This window comes from Paraburkholderia sp. DHOC27, assembly GCF_003429005.1.
GTDB lineage: Bacteria > Pseudomonadota > Gammaproteobacteria > Burkholderiales > Burkholderiaceae > Paraburkholderia.
In genome coordinates, this window is record NZ_QVQV01000006.1 from 610567 (window position 1) to 631493 (window position 20927).

The window sequence follows — 20927 nt, forward strand, 5'->3', positions numbered from 1 at the left end:
AGCACTATGTAACACTGCAACATCATATGCGTGAGTGGAGACTCTGATGAAGCATTGGCTTGTCGCCGCAATGGCGTTACTCGGTACGGCGGCTTCGCTGCAAACGGTCTGTGCGGCGCCTCTGCGGCTCGCTGAAATCCAGACTAAAGACCGGCAGACGCATCAATACACCTGCGCCACGGGCAAGATACTGCGCGTGACGTACTGGAATGCGTCGAATGGCCAGAGTTTTGCGCTCGTGCCCGTGAAGGGCCGGCCCATGCTGTTCGTCGACACGCTGGCAGCGTCGGGCGTCAGATATCAGGCGGGCAGCTACGTCTGGTGGACCAAAGGACCGCGTGCCGATCTGTACGACACCACGGCGGGCGAGAATGCGCCGCCCATCCTGTCCGATTGCGTGACGCCGGTCCGATAGCTCCGCTAGCGGCGCAGCGCAAGCGCGGCACCCACGTATCGAGGCCGCAGGCGCCTCGCCTGCCGCCGTTTCCCATTCCCCATGTGCGCGGCGCCGCTGCTCGCCACCGCGCACCATTTCCCGCCTGGTAGTAAGCTGTTCACCCGCGCCCACCGCTTCGCGCATGGCCGCGTCTGTCATCGTCTTCGATCAGCCGTTTCCGGATCCCATTGCGCGGGCCTTGAGTCCGCGCTCGTTCGTCAAGCGAGAGACTCAATGAAAGCATCCGATCTGTTCGTCAAGTCGCTGGAGGCCGAAGGTATCGAGTACGTGTTCGGAATTCCCGGCGAAGAAAATCTCGACCTCCTCGAATCGCTGCGCCGCTCCAAAGTCAGGCTGATCCTCACCCGTCACGAGCAGGCCGCTGGCTTCATGGCCGCGACCTACGGGCGTTTGACAGGCCGCGTCGGCGTGTGCCTGTCCACGCTCGGTCCGGGCGCCACCAATCTCGTCACGGCGGCGGCCTACGCCCAGCTCGGCGCCATGCCGATGCTGATGGTGACTGGCCAGAAGCCGATCAAGACCAGCAAGCAGGGCCACTTCCAGATCGTCGACGTGGTCCGCATGATGGAGCCGCTCACCAAGTACACGCGGCAGATCGTCTCGATTGGCAATATTCCCGCGCTGGTGCGCGAGGCGGTGCGGCAGGCCGAGGAGGAGCGGCCCGGTGCCACGCATCTGGAGTTGCCAGAAGACGTCGCGGACGAGGAAGGCGACGGCAAGCCGATTCCGAAGAGCTTCAGCCGCCGCCCGGTCCCCGAAGAGAAGGCCATCGCGCACGCGGTCGAGGCCATCACCAGCGCCAAACATCCGTTGCTGATGATCGGCGCGGGCGGGAATCGCAAGACCACCACCAAGATGCTGCGCGAGTTCGTCGACCAGATCGGCATTCCGTTCTTCACGACGCAGATGGGCAAGGGCGTGATCGACGAATCGCATCCGCTGTGGCTCGGCAACGCCACGCTGTCGGATGGCGACTTCGTACACCGCGCGATCGATCACGCCGACTGCATCATCAACGTCGGCCACGACGTGATCGAAAAGCCGCCGTTCTTCATGCGCAGCGGCGACGCCGGCGAAAAGACCGTGATCCACGTGAACTTTCTCGGCGCGGAAGTGGACCCGGTGTATTTCCCGCAGATCGAAGTGGTGGGCGATATCGGCAATGCGGTGTGGCAACTCAAGGAGAGTCTCAAGGGCTGTCGCGAGCATTGGGACTTCACGCGCTTCAAGGAGATCAAGGCGCACTTCGAGGCGCATCTCGTCAAGGGCCAGCATGACGACCGCTTTCCGATGTACCCGGTGCGGATCGTCAACGACGTCTATGAAACGACGCCGGTGGACGGCATCGTGTGTCTCGACAACGGCATGTACAAGATCTGGTTCGCGCGCTACTACCGCGCGCATGAACCGAATTCGCTGCTGCTCGACAACGCGCTGGCGTCGATGGGCGCGGGGCTGCCCTCGGCCATCGCCACCAAGATCGTGCATCCGGACCGCAAGGTCATCGCCGTGTGCGGCGACGGCGGCTTCATGATGAACTCGCAGGAGCTCGAAACGGCGGTGCGTCTGAAGCTCGATCTAGTGGTGCTGATCCTGCGCGACGACGCGTTCGGCATGATCCGCTGGAAACAGGAGAACATGAACTTCCCGGACTACGGCATGACGCTGCAGAACCCCGATTTCGTTGCCTACGCGCAGAGTTACGGCGCGCAAGGGCACAGGATCAGCTCGGCGGCGGAATTCGCGCCGCTGCTGCGCGAGTGCTTTGCGACACCGGGCGTGCATGTGATCGATCTGCCCATCGACTACTCGGACAACGAACGCGTGCTGAATCGCGAGATCAAACGGCTGAGCGCGCAACTCTGAGCGGCGACGTGCAAGCCGGGACCCATCAAGGAGAACGAGGCATGTTGAAGAAGACCTACCCGTACTATCTGGCCAATGTGGCGGTGGCGGCCAATACCGATCTCGAAGTCACCGACAAGTTCACCGGCGAAGTGGCAACCCGCGTGGCAATGGCCGATGCCGCCGCCATCGACAAGGCCATCGGTCACGCCGTGGAGGCGCAGGCCGCACTGCGGGCGTTTCCGCCGTTCAAGCGCCAGGCCGTGCTCGAACACTGCGTGAGCCGCTTTCGCGAGCGCTTTGATGAGCTGGCCATGGCGCTGTGCATCGAAGCCGGCAAGCCGATCAACGATTCACGCGGCGAAGTCACGCGGCTGATCGATACCTTCAAGGTAGCCGCCGAGGAGGCCGTGCGGGTGGACGGCGAGATCATCAATCTGGAGATTTCGCCGCGCGCCAAGGGCTATCACGGCTATGTGAAGCGCGTGCCGATCGGGCCTTGCTCGTTTATCTCGCCGTTCAATTTCCCGCTCAACCTGACCGCGCACAAGGTGGCGCCCGCCCTCGCCGTGGGGGTGCCGTTCGTGCTGAAACCGGCCAGCCGCACACCGGTCGGCGCGCTGATCATGGGCGAGATTCTCGCGGAAACCGACTTGCCCAAGGGCACGTTTTCGATCCTCCCCGCGCATCGCGACGGCGCCGACCTGTTCACCACCGACGAGCGTTTCAAGCTGCTCTCGTTCACCGGATCGCCCGCGGTGGGCTGGGATCTGAAGAAAAAGGCCGGCAAGAAGAAGGTCATTCTGGAACTGGGCGGCAACGCTGCGGCGGTCGTCGACGCGGATCAGGGCGGCAAGCTCGATTACGTGGTGGACCGGCTCGCGTTTGGCGCGTTCTATCAGTCGGGGCAAAGCTGCATCGGCGTACAGCGAATTCTCGTGCACGCGAGCCTCTACGACACGTTACGCGACAAGCTGATTGCGAAAACGAAGTCGCTGATCATGGGCGATCCGAAGGACGAAAAGACCTTCGTGGGGCCGATGATCTCGGAGTCGGAATCGAAACGCCTCGCCGGGTGGATGGAGAGCGCGGTGCTGGCGGGCGCGAAGATCATCGCCGGCGGCACGGTGGACGGCGCGAAGTTCGAGGCGACCCTGCTCGAAGACGTACCGCGCGACTCGGACCTGTACCGCAAGGAAGCCTTCGGCCCGGTGGCGATCCTCGAATCCTTCAAGGACTTCGACGAGGCGCTCGCACGGGTCAACGACAGCGACTTTGGCCTGCAAGCAGGCGTGTTCACCGATTCGCTTGCCCATACCCATCGCGCGTGGGACGGGCTGGACGTGGGCGGGGTGGTGATCAACGATGTGCCGTCGTTCCGCGTGGACAACATGCCGTACGGTGGGGTCAAGGATTCGGGGCTGGGGCGCGAGGGCGTCCGCTACGCGATGGAGGACATGACCGAGCCGCGGCTGATGGTGATGCGTGAGACGTGGTGAGGGTGGGGCGGCCGAGGCTGGGCCGCTCCATTGGTGCTGTCACAGGACTGTCTTGCGGGTAGCTTAGGCTGATCTGGCCCGTAACTTTGCCCGGTGGGACGGCGTCACTGCCGGGGGAGTGAGCAGAAAGCAGACGTCCGCGCCATGAGTGTTTTTGCTGAAGTGCTACAATACCGGCCTTTCCGGCGGGTGTTTCCGTCGGCCGGAGCCGGCTGCATCTTCCCTGACCAGATAGGGTACCGTGCGGCACGCCGTGGCTCCGCTTCATCCTGATGCCCCTCCGCGGCCCTGGCCGCTGCCGCGCCCCCCGCGCAGGCGCATTTTTAGCGAAAGCCACCATGTCCGACACAGCCGTCACGCCCAGCAACGAGACCTTTGACCAGTTTGGCCTTGCCCCCGACATCCTGAAAGCGGTTCTGGAGCAGGGCTACACCACGCCCACGCCGATCCAGGCGCAGGCCATTCCGGTGGTCTTGTCGGGCCGCGACGTCATGGGCGCCGCGCAGACCGGCACCGGCAAGACCGCGAGCTTCTCGCTGCCGATCATCCAGCGCCTGCTGCCGCACGCGAGCACGAGCGCTTCGCCGGCGCGTCACCCCGTGCGTGCGCTGATCCTCACGCCGACCCGCGAACTGGCCGACCAGGTTGCCGCCAACGTGCACGCCTACGCGAAGTACACATCGCTGCGCAGCGCCGTGGTGTTCGGCGGGGTGGACATGAATCCGCAGTCCGACCAGTTGCGCCGCGGTGTGGAGATTCTGATCGCCACGCCGGGCCGTCTGCTCGATCACGTCCAGCAGAAAACCGCGAATCTCGGCCAGGTGCAGATGCTGGTGCTGGACGAAGCGGACCGGATGCTCGACATGGGCTTCCTGCCGGATCTGCAACGCATCCTGAACCTGCTGCCGAAGGAACGTCAGACGCTGCTGTTCTCCGCAACGTTCTCCGGTGAAATCAAGAAGCTGGCCGCGACGTATCTGCGCAACCCGCAGACCATCGAAGTGGCGCGCAGCAATTCGACCGCGACCAACGTCACGCAGACGGTCTATGAAGTGGCTGAAGGCGACAAGACCGGCGCGGTGGTGCAATTGATCCGCGACCGGGGCCTCAAGCAGGTGATCGTGTTCTGCAACAGCAAGATTGGCGCGAGCCGCCTCGCACGCAGCCTCGAGCGCGACGGTGTGGTGGCGACGGCGATTCACGGCGACCGTACGCAGAACGAGCGTATGCAGGCTCTGGATGCGTTCAAGCGCGGTGAAATCGAAGCGCTGGTGGCCACCGATGTCGCCGCACGCGGGCTCGACATTGCCGAACTGCCGGCGGTGATCAACTTCGATCTGCCGTTCAACGCGGAAGACTACGTGCACCGCATCGGCCGTACGGGTCGTGCCGGGGCGTCCGGCGATGCGCTTTCCCTGTGCAGCCCGAACGAGCGCAAGCAACTGGCCGACATCGAAAAGCTGATCAAGCGTCCGCTCGATGTGCAACGTCTGACCGTGGATGTGCCGGTGCGGCACCACCATGAAGAGCGTGCGCCGCGGCGTGAACGCGAAGGACGTGATGAGCGTGGTGGACGCCGGCGTACTGGATCTTCGCCGGGTTCGTCGTCGTCGTTTGACCGGCCGCATCATCATCGGCAACAGCCGGTGGATGATTTCTTCCTGAAGCCGTATGAGCCGTCGCCTTCCAGCCGGAAGGTTGAGGAGCGGAGTGAGGTTGCTGCTGCGCAGAAGCCGGCGAGCAAGCAGCCGCTGGCGGCGTTGTTGGGTGGGTTTGGGATGCCCAGGAAGAGTACTTCTTCTTAAGTTTTTGGTTTTTGGTTTTGGTTTGGATTGGTCGCCTGTTTTTGGTTGGCCTTTCCTTGCTTTGTTAGTGGTCTATTTGCGTTGCCCCTGTGCGGGGCGGCACCTACTTTTCTTTGCCGGCCGCAAAGAAAAGTAGGCAAAAGAAAGCGGGCTCACACCGCTAGCTCGTAGGTGTCGCCCCCTAAACTCACCTCGAAGTGGTCCGAGACGAGTGCGTCTCTCGCACCTACCCACCCCGTGGCACAGCCATCATTCATCCAGCGCGCGCTTCGCGCCGCCGTTCGGTTCGCTTCCCTTCGTTTCATGCTGCGGCAGAGTTGTCGCGTCGGCTTCGATTTCTTTGTTTGCCGTTGCTGCCGCGCCGCTTGCGGTATTGCACGCGGAGGCCCTGCGTCGCAGAAAACCCAGACCATCATTGCCCAAACCATCACTGCGACTTAGCTGCGCGACGCGTTTCCCTGCGCTCCGCGCTTCATCCGCGCTGCCCAGGCTGCGGTCGCTGCGTCGTAGAACGCGTTCAAGGACGTGTACGTTTCCTCACCCATCTCCAGTTGCAGATGTCGGGCGGCTGCTTGCAGCGCCTTTAGTGGTTCGTTCGTGTCCAATGCCGTTGCGCCGGTCTGCTTGCTGAGCTTGTCGCCTGCTTCGTTCGTCACCACCGGCACGTGCAGATACGCTGGTGTCGGGACACCCAGGCAACGCTGTAAATAGATCTGCCGCGCTGTCGAATCCAGCAAGTCCGCGCCCCGCACGATGTGCGTAATGCCCGCGTCGGCGTCGTCTGCTACCACCGCCAGTTGATACGCCCACTGGTCATCCGCGCGCCTCAGCACGAAGTCGCCAACTTCAGTTGCCAGATCTTGTTTTTGCGTGCCCTGCCAGCGGTCGTCGAACGTGATGACTGCCGCTTCGCCGTCCGGAACGCGTAAGCGCCACGCTCTTGCCGGCTTGCCATGCAGGCCGTCGCGACAGGTGCCCGGATACGCGAGTGTGGTGTTGCGCGCGTGAGCACTCAACAACGAATCGCTGATCTCCTTGCGCGTGCAGCCGCATGGATATACCAGCCCCGTTGCTCTCAACTGCGACAGGATCTCTTCGTAGCGCTCGGTGCGCTCGCTCTGCCAGACCGGCGGCTCGTCGGCGTGCATGCCAAAACGATCCAGCGTCGTCAGGATGTCCTCCGCGGCACCCGGTACGGTACGCGGGCCGTCAATATCTTCTACGCGAACCAGCCACGCGCCATTGTGCGCGCGCGCGTCCAGCCAACTCGCCAATGCGCTTACCAGCGAACCGAAATGCAACGGGCCAGTCGGGGAGGGGGCAAAGCGGCCGCGATAACTCATGTGCTAACGCGCCAGGATGTGGTGGGCGCTGCATGTTTTGCGGATGCTGGTGCATCAGCTGACCCGGCATGAATGCGTGCACCGGCAGGCGGCACCAGCCATACGAGCTTCACGCCCTGGAAGCACTGACTCAGCATCCCAGACTCAAACAGGGCGCGCTCGCTCGACAACCCAGTCACAAACATCACGCAGCGCGCGCGGCGTTCCTCTCCGGATGGCATTCCGGACAGGTCTTTCCCGGCACATACAGCGGTGACTGCTGTGCTTCCGGGCTCACCACTGCGCGGCAACCGAAACACTGCGCGGTGGCAGTGGGCTTGAGTGCCGGGTCGAGCGCGGTGCGGTAGTCGAACACGAAGCATTCGCCGTGATAGTGCGCGCCGCCCACTTCCTCGAAGTACTTCAGAATGCCGCCCTCGAGCTGATACACGTTCTCGATGCCGACTTCCTTCATATGGATCGCGGCCTTCTCGCAGCGGATGCCGCCCGTGCAGAACGAGACCACGGTTTTGCCTTCCAGGTCGGCGCGGTTCTTCTCGATCACCTCGGGGAACTCGCTGAACTTCGTGATGCGGTAGTCGAGCGCGGCGTCGAACGTGCCCACGTCGACTTCGAAAGCGTTGCGCGTGTCGAGCATCACCACGGGGCGCCCCGCGTCGTCGTGACCACGGTCCAGCCAGGCCTTGAGGGTGGGTGCATCCACTGACGGCGCACGGCCCAGTTCCGGCCGGATGGCCGGCTTCTTCATGGTGATGATCTCGCGCTTCAGCTTGACCAGCATGCGGCGGAAAGGCTGCTTCTCGGACACGCTTTCCTTGAACTGCAATTGCGCAAACTTGCCTTCGAACAGCGGGTCGTGCCGGATGTAGTCGATAAACGCGGCCGCCGCTTCCGGCGTGCCCGCGACGAACAGATTGATGCCTTCCGGCGCGAGCAGGATCGTGCCGCGCAAGCCGAGCGCGTTGCAGCGCTCCGTGACGAGCGGGCGCCATTGGGCAGTGGCTTCGAGGGTCGCGAACTGATACGCGGCGAGGTTGACGATACTCATGATGGTCCGGCGGTAAAGTGGCCCGGTCACGCTTCCAACGACGCAGGCGCCAGCAAGGCGCGCGCATGGCGTGGCCACGGCAGATAGGGCGAAACCCGTATTATCCCTCAACCGGCCACTTTGCCCGAGTCGGCCAAATGGCTAACGCATTGCGGCAGCGCAAAGCGCTCCCGGTTGACTCGCGGGCAATCCGCTGCGGGTGCCCACCCGTGATCCGGGATTCGCCCCTTGTCCGAATGGCTAACGTCGCTGAATCGCTGTGGTTGGGAGCCAAATCTTCGGGGGCCTGGAGTTACAATAACGCCCATGTCAGATCCCCGCTTCGTTCATCTCCGCGTTCACTCCGAATTCTCGATTGCCGACGGCATCGTGCGCCTCGACGACATCGTCGCCGCCGCTGCCAAAGACGGTCAGGGCGCGCTCGCCCTTACCGACCTCGGCAACGCGTTCGGCCTCGTCCGTTTCTATAAGGAAGCCCGCGGCAAAGGGGTCAAACCCATTGCCGGTTGCGACGTCTGGATCACCAATCCGGATGACCGCGACAAGCCTTCCCGTTTGCTGCTGCTGGTCAAGGACCGGCGCGGCTATCTGAATCTGTGCGAGTTGCTCACCAAGGCATGGCTCACCAATCAGTATCGCGGCCGTGCGGAAGTGGAAGCAGGCTGGCTCGAAAGCGGCCTTGGCGAAGGGTTGCTGGCGCTCTCCGGTGCGCAGCAGGGTGACGTCGGTCTCGCGCTTGCGGCAGGCAACACGGAAGCGGCCAGGCGCAATGCGCAGCATTGGGCCAAGGTCTTCCCGAACGGTTTCTATATCGAGTTGCAGCGCTGCGGTCAGCCGGGCAGTGAAGCTTATGTGCAACAGGCCGTGACGTTGGCCGCATCGCTCAAGCTGCCGGTGGTCGCCACGCACCCGTTGCAGTTCATGACGCCGGACGACTTCACCGCGCACGAAGCGCGCGTGTGTATTTCGGAAGGCGACATGCTCGCCAATCCGCGGCGTCAGAAACGCTTTACCACGGAGCAGTATTTCCGCAGCCAGGAAGAAATGACCGCGTTGTTCGCGGACATTCCTTCGGCGCTCGCCAATACCGTGGAGATTGCGCGGCGTTGCAATCTGACGCTCGAACTCGGCAAGCCGAAGTTGCCGTTGTTCCCCACGCCGGATGGCATGTCGCTCGACGACTATCTGGTGCATCTGTCCAAAGAAGGTCTGGAAAAGCGGCTCGAGCAGCTCTATCCGAATGTGGAAGAGCGTGACGCGCAGCGCGAGACGTACTACAAGCGCCTCGAATTCGAGTGCGGCACCATCATCAAGATGGGCTTTCCGGGCTACTTCCTGATCGTCGCGGACTTCATCAACTGGGCCAAGAACAATGGCGTGCCGGTGGGGCCGGGCCGGGGTTCGGGCGCCGGCTCGCTGGTGGCCTACGCGCTCGGCGTGACCGATCTCGACCCGCTGCGCTACAACCTGCTGTTCGAACGGTTCCTGAATCCGGAGCGGGTGTCGATGCCCGACTTCGACATCGACTTCTGCCAGCACGGCCGCGACCGCGTCATCCAGTACGTGAAGGACAAATACGGCGCGGACGCCGTGTCGCAGATCGCCACGTTCGGCACGATGGCGGCCAAGGCGGCGGTGCGCGACATTGGCCGCGTGCTCGACCTCGGCTACATGTTCACGGACGGCATCGCCAAGCTGATCCCGTTCAAGCCCGGCAAGCACGTGACCATCGCCGACGCGATGAAGGAAGAGCCGCTCTTGCAGGAGCGCTTCGACAACGAAGACGAAGTGCACCAGTTGCTCGAACTGGCGCAGCGTGTCGAAGGCCTGACGCGTAACGTGGGTATGCACGCAGGCGGCGTGCTGATCGCCCCCGGCAAGCTGACCGATTTCTGCCCGCTCTACACGCAGGGCGACGAAAGCGGCGTCGTGAGCCAGTACGACAAGGACGACGTCGAAGCCGTCGGCCTCGTGAAGTTCGACTTTCTGGGGCTGACCACGCTGACGATTCTCGACTGGGCCGAGCGCTATATCCGCCGTCTCGATCCGTCGAAGCAGGACTGGTCGCTCGGACAAGTGCCGCTCGACGATCCGGCATCGTTCTCCATCCTCAAGAAGGCCAACACGGTCGCCGTGTTCCAGCTGGAAAGCCGCGGCATGCAGGGCATGCTGAAAGACGCGCAGCCGGACCGTTTCGAGGACATCATCGCGCTGGTGGCGCTGTACCGTCCGGGCCCGATGGACCTGATCCCGAGCTTCTGCGCCCGTAAGCACGGCCGCGAAGTGGTGGAGTATCCGGACCCGCGCGTCGAGCCCATCCTGAAAGAGACCTACGGCATCATGGTCTATCAGGAGCAGGTGATGCAGATGGCGCAGATCATCGGCGGCTACTCGCTCGGTGGCGCTGACTTGCTGCGTCGCGCGATGGGTAAGAAGAAGGCCGAAGAAATGGCCGAGCACCGCGCGTTGTTCCGGGAAGGTGCGGCGAAGAACGGCCTCACCGCGGAGAAAGCGGACGAGATCTTCGACTTGATGGAGAAGTTCGCCGGCTACGGTTTCAACAAGTCGCACGCGGCGGCCTACGCGCTGCTCGCGTACTTCACCGCATGGCTGAAGGCGCACCATCCGGCAGAGTTCATGGCAGCGAATATGTCGCTTGCCATGGACGATACGGACAAGGTCAAGATCCTGTTCGAAGACTGCATCACGAACAAGATGGCCGTGTTGCCGCCGGACATCAATCTGTCCGCGTACCGCTTCGAACCGGTGGCGGAAGCGGACGGCAAGCGCTCGAAGACGATTCGCTATGGTCTGGGTGCCATCAAGGGCAGCGGTCAGAACGCGATCGAAGAAATTCTGCGCGCGCGCGAAGACGGTCCGTTTATCGACCTGTTCGATTTCTGCAATCGCATCGACCGTCGCGTGGTGAACCGCCGCACCGTCGAAGCGCTGATCCGCGCTGGCGCGTTCGACACGCTGCATGCGAACCGCGCGCAGTTGATTGCGTCAGTGTCGCTGGCAATGGAAGCCGCTGATCAGGCGAGCGCCAACGCCATGCAGGCAGGCCTGTTCGATATGGGCGACGCGCCGTCGCAAGGCCATGAGCTGATCGACGAGCCGGAATGGCCGGAAAAGAAGAAGCTGCAGGAAGAGAAGGGCGCGCTGGGCTTCTATCTGTCCGGCCATCTGTTCGACGCGTACAAGGACGAAGTGCGCCGCTTTGCGCGGCAGAAAATCGGCGAACTGAAGGAAGGCCGCGACAAGCTGATTGCAGGCGTGATCGCTTCGCTGCGTACGCAGATGACTCAACGCGGCAAGATGCTGATTGCGCTGCTCGACGACGGCACCGGGCAGTGCGAAGTGACGGTCTTCAACGAGACCTTCGAAGCGCACAAGCAGCTCTTCAAGGAAGACGAGCTATTGGTCGTGCAAGGGCAGGCGCGTAACGACGCATTCACCGGCGGCATCCGTTTTACGGTCGATACCGTGATGGACCTCGGCCGTGCGCGTTGCCGTTACGCGGAAGCCGTGAAGGTGCAGATGAACGGCAATGCCGACGCACTGGCACTGCGGCGTGTGCTCGAAGCCCATAGCGCGGGCCCCGATCAGCCTCCGGCGGCGCAGGCGCCGTCCATGCCGGCACGCGGCGGCGGTAATGGTGGCAATGGCGGTGGACGCAGCGGTGGCTTCGGTGGTGGCTACGGAGGTGACGGCGGCGGGCGGCAGCGCCAGGCCGTGCAGATCCCGAACGGGCTGGCTGTGCAGATCGTCTATCGCAGCGAGAATGCCGAGGGTGAGGTGCGGCTGGGCGACGCCTGGCGCGTGAAGCCCACGGATGAACTGCTCGCCGCGCTACGTGGCGAGTTCGCGGGCAGCGCGATCGAAATCGTGTATTGACGCGCAACGCCGGGCTGAACGCGGCCGCATGGGGCCGCGCTTCGCCCACGCGCTGTAGTTAAAAGCGCGCAAGCCTGCCACCGCCGCCCGCTCCAACCACTCGTCTCTACCGCCGCTCCGCCGCGAGCCGCTCCAGCTTCAGAAACCGGTAATACACCGTCTCCGCGTTGAACACCGCGATCATGAAGCCGGCGCGTCCATCGAGAAAGCCGGCGCGCAGCACGTAAGTACGCAGGAACGCCCACGTCGCCCGTCCCACGGCCTTGCCAAAGCTGCCGCGTTTGCCCGCGGCATGGCGCTGCTGGGCGCCCGCGCTCGAGTACGCATCCAGCTTGCGCACCACGGTCTCGAAGTCTTCGTACGAGTAGTGCATGAGCTTGCCGGACAGTCGCTGTGCCGGCGTGCTGAACACGAGCCGTTCGTGGACCAGATCAGCAGAGAAACGCGCCGCGCCTCGTTTGAAAAGGCGCGGAATCCAGTCCGGATACCAGCCGCTGTGATGAATCCAGTGACCGCAAAAACTCGATAGCCGGTCCACCGCGTAGACCTGCGCCACGGGGCTCGCGATCGCGGCCCGAATCGATGTGGCAAGCTCGGGCGAGACGACCTCGTCGGCGTCGAGGGAGAGGATCCAGTCGGTGTCCAGGGCGTCGAGCGCGCGATTCTTTTGCGGCCCGAAGCCCGGCCAGTCGGTCTGCTGCACGACGCGCGCGCCGTGGGCGCGGGCAATCTCGACGGTGCCGTCGGTGCTGCCGCCGTCCAGCACGACGATCGCATCGGCGAAGGCCACGGCGGCGAGGCATTCGGCCAGCCGGGCCGCCGCATTGCGGGTGATGATGGCGACGCCAAGGGTGGTTTCGGTCATGCCTTGGTAGCGTAGAAAGGACAGAAAGGACGCGCTCCGCCTTGCACGCCGTCGCAAGCCACGCAAATGCGGGTGCAACGGGGCGCAGGCGGGTTGCCGGAGTATACACAGCGGGGCCCGGTTCCTCGCCCGTCCGACCGTTTACAATGCGGTATTTTGTGTCTGCCCTCCGGGCAGGCGCGCGGTTCGTTTTCCTAGAGGATTCCTTGAGCCCGAAGCCCACGTTAAGCAAAGTTATCGGCGAAGGCGATGCCTCGTCGCCGGTTGTCGTCATGCGCAGGCTCTGGCCGTATCTCAAGCCGCTGCTGTGGGTGCTGATCGGCGCGATTCTCGCGATGGCCGTCAGCGCCGGTACGGACGCCGGCATTCCCGCGTTGCTCAAGCCGTTGCTGGACAAGGGCTTCGGCGCGCACGCCAGTGATAAGGCCAAATGGATCGTACCGCTCGCCGTGATCGGCCTCGCCTTCGTGCGCGGCGCGTCGCAGTACGCCTCCGGCTACCTGCTCGCCTACGTGTCGAACAAGATTCTGCTCGATCTGCGGCTGAAGATGTTCGACCGCATGATCCACTCGAGCGTCGGCTTCTTCCAGCGCGAAACGGCCAGCACCGTCATCAATGCCATCGTGTTCGAGGTGAACCAGATTCTCAACGTGCTGTTGAGCGTGCTGGTCACGATCGTGCGCGATTCGCTCACGGTGTTCTTCCTGCTCTGCTACCTGTTCTATCTGAACTGGAAACTCACGTTGATCGTCGCGGTGCTGCTGCCCACCATCGGCTGGCTGGTCGGCAAGATCAACCGGCGTTTGCGCCGCCTCAACCGCGAGCATCAGATGTTGACCAACCAGCTGTCCTATATCGTCGAAGAGACGGTGGGCGGCTACAAGGTGGTCAAGGTGCACAACGGCGAGAAGTACGAGACTGACCGCTTCACCGAAATGAGCCGGCGTCTGCGCGGCTATTCGATGCGTATGACGGTGTCCGGCGGTCTTGCGCAGCCGCTCACGCAGTTTCTCGCCTCCATCGCGCTGGCCGTGGTTATCACCATCGCGGTGGTGCAGTCGTCATCGGATCAGACGACGGTAGGCGGTTTCGTCGCCTTCGTCACGTCCATGCTGCTGATCATTTCGCCGCTCAAGCATCTGATGGACGTCAACCAGCCGTTGCAACGGGGCATGACCGCCGCCGAACTGATCTTCGGCCTGATCGACGAACCGTCCGAGCCGGAAGGCGGCGGGCGGCCGCTCGAACATGCCGCAGGCGAGGTCGAGTTCCGTGATGTCTCGTTCAACTACGGCGCCACCAGCACACACAACCGGCAGACGCTCGATCAGGTGTCGTTCAAGGTCGCGCCGGGTGAAATGGTGGCGCTGGCCGGCCCGTCGGGCAGCGGCAAGACGACGCTCGTCAATCTGCTGCCGCGCTTTTTCGATCCCACCGGCGGTGAGATTCTGGTCGACGGCGTCGCGCTGCCCGAGTACGGCATTCACGCGCTGCGCAGCCAGATTGCGATGGTGAGCCAGGATGTCGTGCTGTTCAACGACACGATCGCCCACAACGTGGCCTATGGCGAGACGGTGGATGCAGACAAGGTGAAGGCGGCCCTGCAGGCAGCCAACCTGTGGGACACCGTGCAGGCCATGCCCAATGGCATCGAGACGCTGGTGGGCGACAACGGCCTGATGCTCTCGGGCGGCCAGCGTCAGCGGCTGGCCATTGCGCGCGCCATCTACAAGGACGCGCCGATCCTGATCCTCGACGAAGCCACCTCGGCGCTCGATTCCGAGTCGGAGCGCCACGTGCAGGCCGCGCTCGAAACGCTGATGAAGGGACGCACCACGCTCGTCATCGCGCACCGGCTCTCCACCATCGAGCGCGCCGACCGCATCCTGGTGATGGAAGCAGGGCGCATTGTCGAGCGCGGCAGCCACCGCGAACTGCTCGCGCAAGACGGGCTATACGCGCACCTGCACCGCATCCAGTTCCAGCAAAACGCCGCGTAACACGCGGTTAGATTTGCCGGCGACGAAACGCATCCTGGTTGTGCCCGAATCCCTGCCGCCCGTGCACAATGTCGCCGGGCGGCTCACACCGAAGAAGCGCGTCCGGCTGCAAATCTCAACGTTTGACGCGGCGCACGGGCGCCCGACCGTCTGCATGATGAAAATTGGACTCTCCAGTAATGCGCTGAAACATAGCGGCGGCCTCGAACGCTACGCGATGGACCTGGTGCGCGGTTTCACCGCGGCAGGGCTTCGGCTGGCGTTCTTTGCGCGCCGCTTCGATATGTCGGTGCCGGAGAGCCGGATGGTCGAGCCGCATCGCATCAACGTGTCGTTTCTACCAGGCAAGCTGCGCGACACATGGTTTTCGTGGCGGCTGCGGCGCGCGCGGCGCGCTGCCAAGGTCGACGTGCTGATTGGCTGCAACCGGGTCGATTCGTCCGAGATCGCTATTTGCGGCGGCACGCACCTGGGTTTTTTGCGCGCCATCGGCAGGACGCCCACGCGTTCGGACCACTGGCAGATCGAGCTGGAACGGCGTCAATATGAGCAGGCCCGCGTCATCGTCGCGCATTCGCAGTTGATGCACGACGAACTGCGCGAGCTGTATGCGGTGCCCGAGGCGAAGATTCGCGTGCTGTGTCCGCCCGTGGACGGCGCGCGCTTCGCGCCGGTCGACGCCGCCACGCGCGCTGCCTTGCGGCGCAAATTCGGCTTCGCAGAACATGAGATCGTGCTGCTGTTTCCGTCCAGCAGCCATCAACGTAAGGGCTTGCCGCTGATCGAGGCGGCGTTGCGTAACTCCAAGTTGCCGGTGGTACTGGCGGTCGCGGGCCGGCCTCCGGAACGTACCTCGGAGCGCGTGCGCTACATTGGCTACGTGAAGGAAATGGAAGACGGTTATCGCGCGGCAGATTTCACGATCCTCGCGTCGAAGTACGAGCCGTTTGGCCTCGTCGGCGTCGAATCCGTGATGTGCGGCACGCCGGTGATCTTTCCGTCGAGCATCGGCTGCTGCGATGCGATCGCGGAGCACGCAAAGTTCGTTTTTACCCCAGACGACGAAGCCGACCTGCGCAGCACGCTCGCACGCGCGGTCGAGGCGCGTCTGGCCGGATCGCTGCCGCAACCGTCCGGCGTGGCGCGCGACGCCGTGCTGTACGACGCGAGCGTTGCCGGTCATGTCGACGCGCTGCTTGCGCTGGCCCAGCGCATCCGCGTGGAGCGTTAAGGCATGCGCAGGGCCGAGCGCCACCGTTCGCCAAGGGCCGGGACAAGGCTCGCGGTCGCGGGCCCCATCGCCGAGGTCATCAGGTTCGCTACAGGGGCGCCCATCAGTACCACCGCAGACACCCGCACGAGCCCCACAACACGGACTACCTCAAGGCCCGCTTCAGGGCCGACCGCAGGCCCCCGCAGCCCCGTCGCAACTGCGGTTTGGACCCACCTGCATGATATAATTCGCACCTATAAAAGCGCCGGGCTGACGGTAAACCGAACGCCCAATTGTTTTCACTTCGCTTCCAGTGCAAGCGCAGTCAGCTGGCCGGGCGGCGTGCCCGCAGACACGGGAGAGGCCATACCGTGTGTGGCGTTTCGGCCGGCTGGAGCGAACGTCATCGACAAGAATATCGTTGGAGATTCTGCATGGGGAACGCGACATCGAGCCGGGAGCCGGCACGTAGCCCGATCGCGGACTGGTCCAACATGCAGGTAACCCAATGAGCCGATTCCCCGGGCGGATTCGCATTTTTGCGCGCGCCTTGCCGCGCCTGATAATCAAGCCGTGGCGCCGGCGGCCGGCGTCGCTGCAACGCATTCTGCTTGCTCACCATCTCCTGCTCGGCGACACGTTGCTGTTGACGCCGCTCATCGCCAAATTGCGCGCCCAGTATCCGCACGCGCAAATCGTTCTCGCCTGTCCGAAGCCCATCGTGCCGTTGTACGAGGGCCGGCCGTTCGACATCAGCGTGATCCCGTTCGACCCGCGAGATCTTGCCACGGTGAAGGCGCTGCTCGCTTCCGGTCCGTTCGACCTTGGCCTCGTACTCGGCGACAATCGCCATAGCTGGCTGGCGCTCGCCGCCGGCTGCCGCTGGATCGTCGCACACGCCGGCGACGTGCCGGCCTGGAAGAACTGGCCGGTCGATCAGCGCGTGCCTTATCCGGCTGAACCGGCGGCGTGGGCGGATCTCGCCACCGAGCTGATCGAGGGTCCGCCGCCCCGGCCGTATCGTCCGGAGGAGTGGCCTGCGCCTGGTCATGCACAACTGCCTGATGCGCAACTGCTCGTGCATCCCTATGTGGTCCTGCATCCAGGCGCGAGCACGTCGGTCAAGCGTTGGCCCGACGCGCGCTGGCGCGAACTGGCGCAGCGCGTCGAGGCGCTCGGCTATGTTCCGGTCTGGAGCGGCGGTCCCGGCGAGGCCGAGCTGATCCGCACCATCGACCCGGATCCGCATCATCCGAATCTGGCGGGGCGGGTGGGCCTCGGCGAGTTGTGGCATCTGTTCGCGGGCGCGCGAGGTGTGGTGTGTCCAGATACCGGCGTGGCGCATCTCGGACGCCTGATTGGCGTGCCGACGGTTGCGTTGTTCGGTCCGGGCAACGCGCAGATTCACGGGGCGGGCCAGTATTGGCGCGACGCTCCGTTCGCGCCGGTCACGATCGCGGACATGCCGTGTCGCGACCAGCCCATGATCTTCCGTCGCGAGGTATCCTGGGTTCGACGTTGCGACCGCAATTCGGCAACCTGTGTCGCCTGGAAGGGCGATCACGCTGATTGCATGGGGCGCATTTCCATCGACTCCGTGTACGACGCATTGCAAACCGCTCTAATGGAAGGGTAATGGCCAACACGTTGGCTCGTGTCGAACGCGTCCTGTGGATTGCGTGCCCCGTGCTTCTCTTCATGGTGATGTTCGGGCACACGACGGCGGTCGTCTTCATCGCGCTCGGGCTGCTCGCGCTCGGCACGCTGGCTGCGGCCTTTTCGTCCGAGCGGCCGGCCGTGTGGCGCTGGCCGCTGGCGTTGCCGATCGTCTGCTGGGCCGCCTGGAGTCTCGCGGCGGTGAGGTGGTCCGCCTATCCGGCCGTCAGCATGCACGCGTGGTGCGACGAAGTGCTGTATCCGCTGGTGTCGTTCTGGGGCTTCTGGCTGCTCGGCACGCGCACGCAACGGCTCGCGCCGCTCGCGCTCATCAACTGGCTGGCGTGTGTGCTGCTCGCGCTGATCAGCGCACTCAACTGGGGCCATCTGCAACCGCCCACCGCCAACACCTTCGAGCTGCATTACTACAACCGTGTCGGCCATACCAGCACGCTCGCGGCCTTTGCGATGGCGCTGTTTTGCGGCGCGTTGCTGCGGCCGCGCTGGCGCGTGTTTGGTCTGACGGGCCTGCTGCTGTGTCTGTTCGTGGGTCTCGCGACGCTCAACCGCTTCTTCTGGCCGGCGGCTGCCGCGACCCTGCTGGTGGCGCTGTTTCCGCTGTATCGCCGGCATATCCTGCTTGCCTTGCTGGCGTTCGCCGTGGTGGGCGCCGCCGCGGTCGGCACGCTCGAGTACAGCGCGCGTTTGCGGCTGGGCGATGCCACCGTGGTGACTGCGTCGCGCGATGTGGCGATCGACGGCCATCAATTGCTGGTGCCGCACGCGTTCTCCAGCATCGGCGACACGGTGTCGTCGGACACCCGTCCGAAGCTGTGGGCCTTTTATAGCGCCCAGGCGAAGCGCCATCCGTGGCTGGGTGTCGGCTTCGGCAAACCGTTGCCGGGCATGGCGTATCAAGCGGAGATGCCGCAGAGTCTCCTGCAGATCGAGCCGCAAGCGCTGACGCACGCGCACAACCTGTTTCTGAATACGTGGCTGCAGACGGGGTTCATCGGAGTCGTGCTGGAAACGGCGCTGCTGGTGGGACTCGTGCTGAGTTTCTGGCGCGCGCGTCACGGCGATCCGTGGCTGAGCGCGGCCGGCATCGCACTGGTGGCCGGCATGATTGCCAAAAACACCACGGACGATTTCATGTGGCAGACCACCATGCTCGCCTTCTGGTCGTTCGCGGGTCTGTTGCTCGGATGCGCCCAGCAACGCCTCACGCGCGCGGGGCGTCACGGCGTATGAAATACGACAGCCGTCACGACCGTAGCGAGCCGCGCGTACCGCGTGCCATGCCAGATCCACGTGACCCACGTGATCCACGCGAATCGCGTGAGGTGCCCAATGCGCCGCCGCGGCGCATCCTGTTTCATATCAACGATTTCGGCAAGGGTGGCACCGAGACCTCGCTGCTCGCGTGGCTCAAGGTGCTCGACCGGCGCCTCTTCGCACCCAGCGTTTCGGTCGCCTATCCCACTGACGAACTGGCGTTCTGGCGCGCCCATTCCATTCCTGCTGACGTGCCGGTGCATGTGCTGGCGCCGTCCCGCTGGATGTACGCGCTGCATGACATGCAGCGGCAACGCAAGCTCGGTGCGCATCTGAAGGTGTTGCACAAGGTGCTGACGTATTGCGTGATCCGGCCGCTCGCCGGCCAGCGTTTCCGGCAGATCGCGCGTGAATTCGACGTGGTGTGCGATTTCGATTTTTCGCTGCGGCAGGTGGCGGGAAGCGGCAAGACGCCGTGGTTCGGCGTCAGCCATTTCAGTCTCGCGACGCGGCTGCGCAACAAGAGCGCGCGTCATATTGCGCGCCGCGTGCGGCAGTACGCCCGCTATGACGCGATTGCCGTGCTGACGCCCGATATGCGGCGCGAGGCCCAGCAACTGTTCGAGGGGCAGCCGGTGAACGTCACGGAACTGCCCAACGTGATCGACGTGGACGAATTGCGTATCAAGGCGCGTGCGTCGATCGAGCGGCCGGCCGAGACGTTCATTGTCTCGGTGGCGCGGCTCGATGAAGGACAGAAGGATCACGGCACGTTGTTGCGCGCGTTTGCCCAACTGCGCGAGCGGCAACTGAGCACCGCCGACCTGTTGCTGATCGGCGAGGGCCGCGATCAGGCCGCGCTGGAGCGACTCGCCGAAGAACTTGGCATCCGCGAGTCGGTGCATTTCCTGGGCTTCTGTCCCAACCCGTTTCCGTATATCCGTCAGGCGGAGATGCTCGTGCTCAGCAGCCGCTACGAGGGCTTCGGCATGGTGCTGGGCGAAGCGATGGCGCTGGGTACGCCGGTGATCTCGACCGATTGCCCCACCGGTCCGCGCGATCTGCTGGAGGACGGCAAAGGCGGGTTGCTGGTGCCGGTGGGCGACGTCGACGAAATGGCGCGGGCCATCGAGCGCCTGCACACCGATACCGAACTGCGGCGCAGCCTCGTGCAGCACGCGCTCAAGAAAGTCGCGACCCTCGCGCCGGAAAGCGCCAATGAGCGCATGTTGGCGCTGGTGCGGCAGATTTCCGGGGTGGATCAGGGGGCCGGCGAGTAGAGGGGGAGCGCCGGGCCACGACCACTCAGTTTCACACGCCACTCGTCACGAGCGACAACACGGACAGGTCCGGGTGCGTGCCGTCCACGATGCTGCGCCCGGCGTGCACGGCTTCGTAGCGGGCTTCCTCAAGGCTCTTGAACCATTCTTCCCCATCGGCATGAAACGGCACAACGTGGCCAGGAATGGCCGGATCGGCGCCGGGATGGCAGACATAGCCCAGATAGGTGAAGCGGTTCTCGTCAGGCTGTTTCGGGCGTGGCGAGAGGTGAATTTCGAAGCCTTCGTATTCAACCATTTGCCAGGCAGGCGCTGCATCGGACATGGCTGTCTCCGATCGAACTTCCCGCGCAGGGCGCCGCGCGGGCGGCGTGCCGCCGGCATCAGGCGGCTGGTTGCGTCACGGGTGAGGCAGAGTGCGCCGGAGCGGGCGACGGGTTTGGTTGACGCCGCGGCGCGCTGTCCGAAGTGCGCTATTCGAGGCCCACTCTCCAAAGCGCACTGAGGAAGGCGCACGAACCGCGCTGTGGACTACCTTGCCGGATGATCCGTGCGCACGGCGTCAGTGCCGATGCCGCATCCGTTCCCACAGTTTGTGCCCGTCGGCGCGGGTCGCGGGCCGGTCCCGGTGATGCTCGCGCCGGTAGTGCGAGGTCACCAGCATGACCCCGGTGACGAGCACGACCAGCGCCACGACGATGCTGACCATTGATTCCGCCACGGCAGCCTCCATCCATTGCCACT

15 protein-coding genes are annotated in these 20927 nt (G+C 64.1%); 10 read left to right on the forward strand and 5 right to left on the reverse strand.

Features of this window, described 5'->3' with window-relative positions; translation table 11 throughout:
• Window positions 1–46 precede the first annotated feature (46 nt).
• The 4 genes from D0B32_RS21410 (at window position 47) to D0B32_RS21430 (ending at window position 5606) form a co-directional block, all read left to right on the forward strand.
• On the forward strand, window positions 47–415 hold the full coding sequence (locus D0B32_RS21410; protein WP_117336267.1) for an MliC family protein: 369 nt from the start codon (window positions 47–49) through the stop codon (window positions 413–415).
• A 255-nt stretch (window positions 416–670) separates the two neighbouring features.
• The gene (locus tag D0B32_RS21415; protein WP_117336268.1) at window positions 671–2323 is read left to right on the forward strand and encodes an acetolactate synthase large subunit; all 1653 of its coding nucleotides are present in this window, start codon (window positions 671–673) and stop codon (window positions 2321–2323) included.
• A gap of 41 nt (window positions 2324–2364) precedes the next feature.
• Window positions 2365–3801: an aldehyde dehydrogenase family protein gene (locus D0B32_RS21420; protein ID WP_117336269.1), complete on the forward strand. Its 1437-nt coding sequence runs from the start codon at window positions 2365–2367 to the stop codon at window positions 3799–3801.
• 338 nt (window positions 3802–4139) lie between these two features.
• On the forward strand, window positions 4140–5606 hold the full coding sequence (locus tag D0B32_RS21430) for a DEAD/DEAH box helicase (RefSeq protein WP_117336271.1): 1467 nt from the start codon (window positions 4140–4142) through the stop codon (window positions 5604–5606).
• 437 nt (window positions 5607–6043) lie between these two features.
• Here the strand turns inward: D0B32_RS21430 and gluQRS are convergent, their stop codons facing one another.
• Together gluQRS and D0B32_RS21440 are read right to left on the reverse strand one after the other, a co-directional pair.
• A complete protein-coding gene (gene gluQRS, locus D0B32_RS21435; RefSeq protein ID WP_117336272.1) occupies window positions 6044–6949 on the reverse strand; it encodes a tRNA glutamyl-Q(34) synthetase GluQRS in 906 nt (301 codons plus the stop codon).
• Window positions 6950–7133: 184 nt separating this feature from the next.
• Window positions 7134–7997, reverse strand: a complete 864-nt coding sequence (locus tag D0B32_RS21440; RefSeq protein ID WP_117336273.1) for a sulfurtransferase — start codon at window positions 7995–7997, stop codon at window positions 7134–7136.
• Between the two features lie 297 nt (window positions 7998–8294).
• Here D0B32_RS21440 and dnaE point away from each other — a divergent pair, with 297 nt between their 5' ends.
• The gene (dnaE, locus tag D0B32_RS21445; protein ID WP_117336333.1) at window positions 8295–11894 is read left to right on the forward strand and encodes a DNA polymerase III subunit alpha; all 3600 of its coding nucleotides are present in this window, start codon (window positions 8295–8297) and stop codon (window positions 11892–11894) included.
• Window positions 11895–12000: 106 nt separating this feature from the next.
• Here dnaE and D0B32_RS21450 read toward each other — a convergent pair whose 3' ends face one another.
• Window positions 12001–12759 (reverse strand): glycosyltransferase family 2 protein, encoded by a 759-nt coding sequence (locus D0B32_RS21450; RefSeq protein ID WP_117336274.1) that lies wholly within the window; start codon window positions 12757–12759, stop codon window positions 12001–12003.
• 206 nt (window positions 12760–12965) lie between these two features.
• On the opposite strand from D0B32_RS21450, the gene msbA reads away from it, so the two are divergent.
• The 5 genes from msbA (at window position 12966) to D0B32_RS21475 (ending at window position 20183) form a co-directional block, all read left to right on the forward strand.
• Window positions 12966–14759 carry a lipid A export permease/ATP-binding protein MsbA gene (gene msbA, locus D0B32_RS21455; RefSeq protein ID WP_117336275.1) on the forward strand — a complete coding sequence of 598 codons (1794 nt, stop codon included), beginning with the start codon at window positions 12966–12968 and terminating at the stop codon, window positions 14757–14759.
• 157 nt (window positions 14760–14916) lie between these two features.
• Window positions 14917–15990 (forward strand): glycosyltransferase family 4 protein, encoded by a 1074-nt coding sequence (locus tag D0B32_RS21460; protein ID WP_181969867.1) that lies wholly within the window; start codon window positions 14917–14919, stop codon window positions 15988–15990.
• Window positions 15991–16480: 490 nt separating this feature from the next.
• Window positions 16481–17608: a glycosyltransferase family 9 protein gene (locus D0B32_RS21465; RefSeq protein WP_117336276.1), complete on the forward strand. Its 1128-nt coding sequence runs from the start codon at window positions 16481–16483 to the stop codon at window positions 17606–17608.
• Complete coding sequence (locus tag D0B32_RS21470; protein WP_117336277.1) at window positions 17608–18879, forward strand: O-antigen ligase; 1272 nt, start codon at window positions 17608–17610, stop codon at window positions 18877–18879. Before D0B32_RS21465 ends, D0B32_RS21470 begins: the two co-directional genes overlap by 1 nt.
• 47 nt (window positions 18880–18926) lie before the next feature.
• A complete protein-coding gene (locus D0B32_RS21475; protein WP_117336335.1) occupies window positions 18927–20183 on the forward strand; it encodes a glycosyltransferase in 1257 nt (418 codons plus the stop codon).
• A gap of 31 nt (window positions 20184–20214) precedes the next feature.
• Here the strand turns inward: D0B32_RS21475 and D0B32_RS21480 are convergent, their stop codons facing one another.
• Window positions 20215–20508, reverse strand: a complete 294-nt coding sequence (locus D0B32_RS21480) for a hypothetical protein (protein ID WP_117336278.1) — start codon at window positions 20506–20508, stop codon at window positions 20215–20217.
• Window positions 20509–20745: 237 nt separating this feature from the next.
• Window positions 20746–20904, reverse strand: coding sequence for a hypothetical protein (locus D0B32_RS32620; protein ID WP_181969861.1), 159 nt, complete (start codon window positions 20902–20904; stop codon window positions 20746–20748).
• Window positions 20905–20927 lie beyond the last annotated feature (23 nt).